A 221-nucleotide genomic window follows, 5' to 3' on the forward strand; every position below is an offset into this window, starting at 1 on the left:
AGGGAAGCCTGCGCAAAGGGAGCAAACGCAGCGACCAAGGTGATGATAACAGGAAAAGCAAGGCGGGGTGTCTTCATCGTTGACTCTGCTCCCTGAGGGCGCTCGCTTCTGCCACATCCGCCGTGCCATACACGATGTCACGGTCATCAAAGACCACAGCAGGGTACTTACGCACACCTGATTGCCAGGCATCAACAACGTCACGATAAGACTGAATCAGT

Annotated in this window: 1 protein-coding gene; it reads right to left on the minus strand. The window is 54.8% G+C overall.

Features of this window, described 5'->3' with window-relative positions; genetic code table 11:
- Positions 1–73: 73 nt before the first annotated feature.
- Positions 74–221, minus strand: a 148-nt coding sequence (locus tag AAC147_RS12655) for a DUF1525 domain-containing protein (RefSeq protein WP_156115476.1), incomplete at its 5' end; no start/stop codon positions are given.

The organism is Xenorhabdus sp. NBAII XenSa04 (assembly GCF_963866145.1).
GTDB classification, from domain to species: Bacteria; Pseudomonadota; Gammaproteobacteria; order Enterobacterales; family Enterobacteriaceae; genus Xenorhabdus; species Xenorhabdus indica.